The organism is Lactobacillus sp. RTP31084st1_F9_RTP31084_210423 (assembly GCF_040919545.1).
Taxonomy (GTDB): Bacteria; Bacillota; Bacilli; order Lactobacillales; family Lactobacillaceae; genus Lactobacillus; species Lactobacillus paragasseri.
The window spans coordinates 88,229-94,773 of sequence record NZ_JBCOVH010000005.1 but is presented as its reverse complement, the minus strand read 5'-3'; the positions used below and the strand labels follow the sequence as shown (position 1 = coordinate 94,773).

Below are 6,545 nucleotides of genomic sequence, written 5' to 3'. Positions count from 1 at the left end.
GTCGTTTCGGCCTTTGCTGCACTGCTACTACTTGCACTAGTCGTTTCGGCCTTTGCTGCACTGCTACTACTTGCACTGATTGCATCGGTCCTCACTGCACTGCTTGAGGTGCTGGTGGCTGTCACATCAGCTGACACTGGCTGGCTGGTAACTAGCATCCCTAATCCCAGCGAAAATAATGAAATCCCCATGACAGCCCAATTCTTACCGCATTTATATAATTTATAATGCGTTTTAGTCTCTCCAAAATAATTATTCCTTAACATAAAAGAACCTACCTTTTTCACTTTTTTAGATAAAATCATGCCAAAATTCCATCATTAAATCAAACGGTTTCAAGAAACTACATTAATAATAACACTCAAGGCATAAAAAGTCAAAAAGTGTACTAATTCCAATCAATAAAACAGGAATTAGTACACTTTCAATTGTCTACGAATGACATTATGACGCGGTTTATCGACTATTTTTCTGTACGTTCCAGGACCGTAACACTCTCAACATGAGGAGTTTGGGGAAACATATCCACAGGATCAATCTCGTTAAATTCATAACCTTGCTCACGGAACAATTGCAGATCTCTAACCATTGTAGCTGGGTTACATGAAATATAAACAATCTTCTTAGGATCAGTTTCAACAGCTGCATCAATAAATTCTGGCGTTAATCCCTTTCTTGGTGGATCAACGAAGATCACATCAGTCTTAAGCCCCTCTTTAGCCCAACGCGGCATTACTTCTTCTGCTTTACCAACAACATATTCAGCATTCATGATCCCATTTAATTTTGCATTTGCATTAGCATCATCAACAGCTGGCTTGATAACTTCCATCCCCCGCACTGCCTTAACATGCTTAGCAACTGACAAGCCAATTGTTCCAATTCCAGAATAAGCATCAATTACCACATCATCTGGTTTAAGATCAGCCTTTTGAATTGCCAAGTCATACAAGCGCGGAGTTTGTAATGAATTAATTTGGAAGAAACTTTGCGGTGAAATTTTAAAACTAACATCTCCAATTTTGTCGGTAATTTGAGGCTCGCCCCAGAGCAAATAGTCTTTTTTGCCCAAAATCACGTTAGTCTTCTTAGGATTATGGTTCAAAACTACGCTTGTAACGCCTTCAATTTCGCTAATTTCTTTAGTTACCTTCTTTAACTGTGGAAAATCCTTGTGCAAACAAACCAAAATTACCATGATTTCCCCAGTAGCCTTTGAACGACGAACATCAAGGTAACGCACTTCACCCTTATTGTGGATTTCATCATAGGCTGGGACATGATTCTTTCTTAAAATATCACGAACTTTAATTAAAACTCGGTCAATCTCTGGATCAGTGGTAAAAAAGTTAGTTAACGGAACTAAATCATGCGAATGCTTTCTAAAGAAGCCAATATCAAGCTTGCCGTGAACCTTACGAACTGGTACTTGCGCTTTATTACGATAGCCAGTTTCTTCTGGACTAGGTAAAGTCTGACCAACCTTAATCTTATCTAAATCAGCCTTATGCAATAAGTTCACTACTTGATTGCGTTTAAATTCAAGCTGCTTGTCATACTTGATATGAGCAAGAGATGCTAGACCTGTTTGAACCCATTGACGAAGTTCAACGTTAATTCTATCTGGACTTTCTTTCTTGATTTTTTCAATTTTAGCAAAGGCAAAATTCTTCTTTACCTTTAAAATTTTAGCTGAAACAATTTCACCTGGAAGAGCATTATTTACAAAGACAGTCATACCGTCTAAGTGAGCAACCCCCATTGCTTCATAAGATAGGTCGGTAATTTCTAAGTCGACAATTTGATTTTTTTGCATAATTTCAATCCTTTTTAGATACTTGCTACTATTTTACTAAAAAATATTATTGCTTTTTAAAAGAATAGGCACTAAAGATACTTAAAATAAACCCCAAAATCAAGCTACAAATGATTAAGCTCCAAGTTCCAAAAACAAAATCACCCTTAAGCCACATATTATTTAAAAGCATTCCCCAATCAAACGGCCACCACATACTAAAAGCTGTCCGACTTAAGAACATTGCCAAAATTGAACTTAAAAATCCAATTCCTAGGGCAAAATATAAGTTAGTAATGCGGCACAGCCATGAATAAAATGGAACTAGCCAAATAGAGGTGAGCAAGATTCCAACTATAGAGCCAACCATTAATCCAATTTCCTCGCTACTTGAAAAAATAACTCGTACACAAATTACCAAAACCAAGAAAACTACACTCATTAAAATTGTTTGCAACATTCCGTGAATAATGCGACCAATTTCATAAGTAAAAAGATCTTGCGGCGAAGTTAAAATTTCTTTGAATTTTGTGGCTTGTTTTTGATAATAAGTACTAATTCCAATTACGAGAGCAATTGACATATTTAACCAAAAATAACTCCACTGCCCCATCATTAATTGCACTGAATATTGATTATCCCAGAAGACAGCAGTCATCATCAAAATGGCAATTAATGGCAAAAGCCAAACTAGTGAGCGAACAACGGTATGCTTTGTTTTTAAAAATTCAACTTTTAAAATATTAGTCATGCTTTATGCCTGCCTTTTCTAGAGTTGAAATAAATAGGTCTTCTAAATCTGTCTTTTGGTCGTAATCTTCTTCTAACAAAAGCTCACCATTACCTAAGATAGCAATGCGATCAGCGACTTTTTGAATTTCAGAAAGCATGTGACTAGCAATAATGATTGTTTTACCTTGCTTTTTTTCTAGCATTAAAAGTTCACGCAGTTCATGAATTCCAAATGTATCAAGGCCATTTGTTGGTTCATCCAAAACTACTAAATCTGGGTTTCCCATAAAAGCGAGCGCAATACCAAGACGTTGGCGCATTCCTGTTGAAAAGCCTTTAACCTTTTCCTGATTATGATCGCCAAAACCGAGCGTGTTCAAGATTTGCTCTTGATCCTTATTTTCAACATGGTGCAGCTTTAATTTCAATTTGATATTATCTTCAACAGTTAAATTGTCAAATAAGCCTGGTTCTTCGATTAATGAACCAATAGTTTTTAAATCTTCTCGCTTCCAGTTTTCACCCTTAAAATTAATATCGCCTTCAGTTGGCTTTTCAATTCCACTAATCATTTTCAAAAGAGTTGACTTACCAGCTCCATTTGGTCCCATAATGCAGTAAATTTTTCCTTCAGGAACATGAATATTGATTTGATTCAAAACATGTTTATTTTTGAAGTTTTTGCCTAATTCTTTGGTGGTTAAAATATCAGTCATCTTAATCCCTCAATTTATATTTATACTTTTTCTATACCTATCTATTCTATTTTACCGCTCAAAGTGCATAATTCGAAATTCTAATCATTTTTATTAATAAATTCATTGACATCTTTTTTTAAGCTTGTTATCATAATTGCAACAATTATCGTCACAGTAGTGCTTATGTTAAGCGTCAGAGAGCTGGTGGTAAAGTGCGAACCAGTCAGGCATAAGTTACGAATTACAGCGATCAATCTTTTATTCGGCCACAATCAGTGCCGTTATCACCTGATGAGAGTGCTGCAAACATGCAGTAGATAGGTGGTACCACGGTAATGCGTCCTGTTGATTAATTTCAACAGGACTTTTTTTATGGAGGATTATTTATGAAAAAGAAAGTATCTTTTCTAGAAGCAATTATTATTTTACTTTTAATTATTCTAGGCATTTCAGTAATTAAATTTGGTTTAATGCCAGAAGTTCCAGTTTTATTCACCGTTTGCTTATTAGTCTTCTGGCTCAGACTACGTGGAAATGACTGGGCTTCTATTCAAGATGGAATCAAGGAAGGAATTGGCGTTGCTATTATTCCAATCTTTATTTTTATCCTAATTGGGGCCTTGATTGGCTTATGGATCAAGGGCAGTATCATCCCTTCAATTATGGTTCTTGGCTTTCACTTAATTAGCGGACAATTCTTCGTTCCTTCTGTCTTTATTGTTTGCTCAATCGTGGGGCTAGCGATCGGAAGCGGCTTTACTACAATTTCAACCGTTGGAATTGCCCTCTTCGGAATTGGTGCCAGCATGAATGCCAATCCTGCTCTTGTTGCTGGAGCAATCATTTCCGGAGCAGTATTTGGCGATAAAATGTCTCCTTTATCGGATTCCACCAACCTTTCTTCCGCTGTTGCAGAAAGCGAATTATTCGCCCATATTAAAAATATGATGTGGTCAACAATCCCTGCTTTTATTGTTTCTTTAATTCTTTTTTGGATTTTAGGAAATAGCGGATCAATTGATGCTTCAAAGATTAATCATACTGTCGCAGTTTTACAGCATAACTTCATTATTACTTGGTGGGCAATCATTCCAATTATCTTAATGTTAATTTGTGCCTGGAGAAAAATCCCCGCTATTCCTACTTTATTTTTAAATATTGCTGTCACTGTCATTATGATTTTTATTCAAAATCCTCATCAATCCCTTACTGACTTAACTAACCTCATTATGAAAGGGTTCGTTGCCAAAACTAGCGACTCATCAGTGAACGCTTTGCTGACTCGTGGTGGTATTTCCAGCATGATGGATACGGTTGGCTTAATTATTGCTACCTTATCTCTTGGTGGTTTATTAATGAAATTCAACATTGTTCAAACTGCCATGGAGCCTCTAGTTGAACACCTTAAAAAGCCTGGTCGTTTAGTAATTACTACCATTCTTTCAGGTATCTGTATTAATTTATTTGTCGGTGAACAATACCTATCTGTTATCTTGCCAGGACGCGCCTTCAAGCAAGCATATGACAGAATTGGTCTTGCACCCCTTGCTCTCAGTCGTGTTCTTGAAGATGGAGGCAGTGTAATTAACTACCTAATTCCGTGGGGAGTAGCTGGTTCTTTTGCAGCTTCTACTCTTGGAGTTCCCGTTTTAGCCTTTATTCCATTCACATTCTTTAGCTTACTTTCTCCTGTCTTTTCAATTCTTTCTGGGGTCAGCGGAATTGGCCTAAAGTGGCAAAATAAGGCTGAAAAATAATTTGTTATTGATAAAATCCGTACTATATGCGCTTACATAGCAAAATAGTACGGATTTTTCATTGACGAAACTTTTAATACATTGTAAATTATTAGTAATTAAAAACATATTAAAGGAGGAATTGGATGGAAACAAATCATTTTCTAGTACTACAAACCGACTTCGGCTTAAAAGATGGTGCCGTTAGCGCCATGCACGGCGTAGCTCATTTGGTTGCTCCGCACGTTGCTGTTTCAGATTTAACTCATGAGATTCCACCTTATGATATTTGGGCTGCATCTTACCGCCTCTATCAGACAATCAAGTATTGGCCAAAAGGCACGACTTTTGTTTCGGTAGTTGATCCAGGTGTTGGTTCAGATCGAAAGAGTATTGCAGTTAAAACAAAAAGCGGACATTTTATTATTACACCTGATAACGGCTCATTAACTCATGTTGCAACTTATATGGGACTTGAAGAAGTAAGAGAAATCGACGAACAAAAAAATCGTCTTCCTTATTCTTCAGAAAGTAACACCTTCCACGGCCGTGATATTTATGCTTACAATGGTGCCCTTCTAGCTGATGGTGAAAAATCCTTTGAAGATCTAGGAGAGCCATTAGACCCAGCTTCAGTTGTAAAATTACCACTTACTGAAGCTAAATTAGAAAATAATCATCTAAAGGGATCAATTGATGTATTGGATATTCGCTTTGGTTCTTTATGGACGAATATTCCTTATGACTTAGTTAAAAAAGCTGATATCAAACGTGGCGACAAACTTACCGTCACAATTACTTATCAAGGTCAAACTTATTATCATGATACAATACCTTTTGTTACATCATTTGCTGATGTAGCAATCAAAGATCCTTTGATGTACATCAATTCATTAGTCAATGTAGGTATTGCGCTAAATCAAGCTTCATTTGCCGATACCTACAAAATTGGTACTGGAAATGATTGGAAAATTGATTTAACTAGAGAATAATTTATTTACGGGGGAAAAATTATGAACAAGCAAAAAGGTTTATCAGTAAAAAGCGTCGTTGCAATTGGTATCGGAGCAGCAATCTATGTTATTTTGGCACGTTTCACTTCAATTCCAACTGGAATTCCAAACACTAATATTGAAATTGTCTACCCATTCTTAGCTTTACTTGCCACTATTTACGGACCTGTTGTCGGCTTTTCTGTTGGTTTCATCGGCCATGCACTAGGTGACTTCTTAATGTATGGTCAAACTTGGTGGAGCTGGGTTTTAGCTACAGCTGTTTTAGGTTTGATCATCGGTCTTTACGGTATGCGCCTTGACTTAGATAATGGCGTCTTCACTGTTAAGCAAATGGTCGGCTTCAACGTGGTCCAAATCATTGCTAACGTTATTTCTTGGTTAGTAATCGCACCAGTTGGCGATATCTTAATCTACAGCGAACCTCAAAACAAGGTCTTCTTACAAGGAGCCACTGCAACCATTACTAACTCACTTGCTATTCTTATTTTAGGAACCATCTTGCTTAAAGCTTACGCAGCAACTAAAGTTAAGAAAGGTAGTTTACGTAAAGACTAATCACGAAAGGTTA

The 6,545-nt window shown here is 36.8% G+C and carries 7 protein-coding genes; 3 read left to right on the top strand and 4 right to left on the bottom strand.

What is annotated here, in order from left to right:
- The 4 genes from AB5359_RS09430 to AB5359_RS09415 form a co-directional block, all read right to left on the bottom strand.
- The coding region (locus AB5359_RS09430) for a KxYKxGKxW signal peptide domain-containing protein (protein ID WP_319444734.1) at positions 1-266 on the bottom strand (266 nt) is incomplete at its 3' end.
- Positions 267-463: 197 nt separating this feature from the next.
- Positions 464-1,816 carry a 23S rRNA (uracil(1939)-C(5))-methyltransferase RlmD gene (rlmD, locus tag AB5359_RS09425; RefSeq protein WP_048687330.1) on the bottom strand — a complete coding sequence of 451 codons (1,353 nt, stop codon included), beginning with the start codon at positions 1,814-1,816 and terminating at the stop codon, positions 464-466.
- A gap of 46 nt (positions 1,817-1,862) precedes the next feature.
- Entirely contained in the window at positions 1,863-2,546 is a 684-nt protein-coding gene (locus AB5359_RS09420; RefSeq protein ID WP_048687333.1) for an MFS transporter permease, read from the bottom strand.
- Positions 2,539-3,243: an ABC transporter ATP-binding protein gene (locus AB5359_RS09415; RefSeq protein WP_048687335.1), complete on the bottom strand. Its 705-nt coding sequence runs from the start codon at positions 3,241-3,243 to the stop codon at positions 2,539-2,541. Before AB5359_RS09415 ends, AB5359_RS09420 begins: the two co-directional genes overlap by 8 nt.
- Before the next feature lie 368 nt (positions 3,244-3,611).
- On the opposite strand from AB5359_RS09415, the gene nhaC reads away from it, so the two are divergent.
- The 3 genes from nhaC (at position 3,612) to AB5359_RS09400 (ending at position 6,532) form a co-directional block, all read left to right on the top strand.
- Positions 3,612-4,982 (top strand): Na+/H+ antiporter NhaC, encoded by a 1,371-nt coding sequence (gene nhaC / locus AB5359_RS09410; RefSeq protein WP_368279906.1) that lies wholly within the window; start codon positions 3,612-3,614, stop codon positions 4,980-4,982.
- Between the two features lie 125 nt (positions 4,983-5,107).
- Complete coding sequence (locus AB5359_RS09405; protein ID WP_020807758.1) at positions 5,108-5,953, top strand: S-adenosyl-l-methionine hydroxide adenosyltransferase family protein; 846 nt, start codon at positions 5,108-5,110, stop codon at positions 5,951-5,953.
- A 21-nt stretch (positions 5,954-5,974) separates the two neighbouring features.
- Entirely contained in the window at positions 5,975-6,532 is a 558-nt protein-coding gene (locus AB5359_RS09400) for an ECF-type riboflavin transporter substrate-binding protein (protein WP_003648303.1), read from the top strand.
- The last annotated feature ends 13 nt before the right edge of the window (positions 6,533-6,545 follow it).

What these genes read in the sequence shown, in the direction of transcription:
- AB5359_RS09415 (WP_048687335.1), bottom strand. Translation starts at nt 3,243, where the DNA reads ATGACTGATATTTTAACCACCAAAGAATTAGGCAAAAACTTCAAAAAT.
- AB5359_RS09420 (WP_048687333.1), bottom strand. Translation starts at nt 2,546, where the DNA reads ATGACTAATATTTTAAAAGTTGAATTTTTAAAAACAAAGCATACCGTT.
- AB5359_RS09400 (WP_003648303.1), top strand. Translation starts at nt 5,975, where the DNA reads ATGAACAAGCAAAAAGGTTTATCAGTAAAAAGCGTCGTTGCAATTGGT.
- rlmD (WP_048687330.1), bottom strand. Translation starts at nt 1,816, where the DNA reads ATGCAAAAAAATCAAATTGTCGACTTAGAAATTACCGACCTATCTTAT.
- AB5359_RS09405 (WP_020807758.1), top strand. Translation starts at nt 5,108, where the DNA reads ATGGAAACAAATCATTTTCTAGTACTACAAACCGACTTCGGCTTAAAA.
- nhaC (WP_368279906.1), top strand. Translation starts at nt 3,612, where the DNA reads ATGAAAAAGAAAGTATCTTTTCTAGAAGCAATTATTATTTTACTTTTA.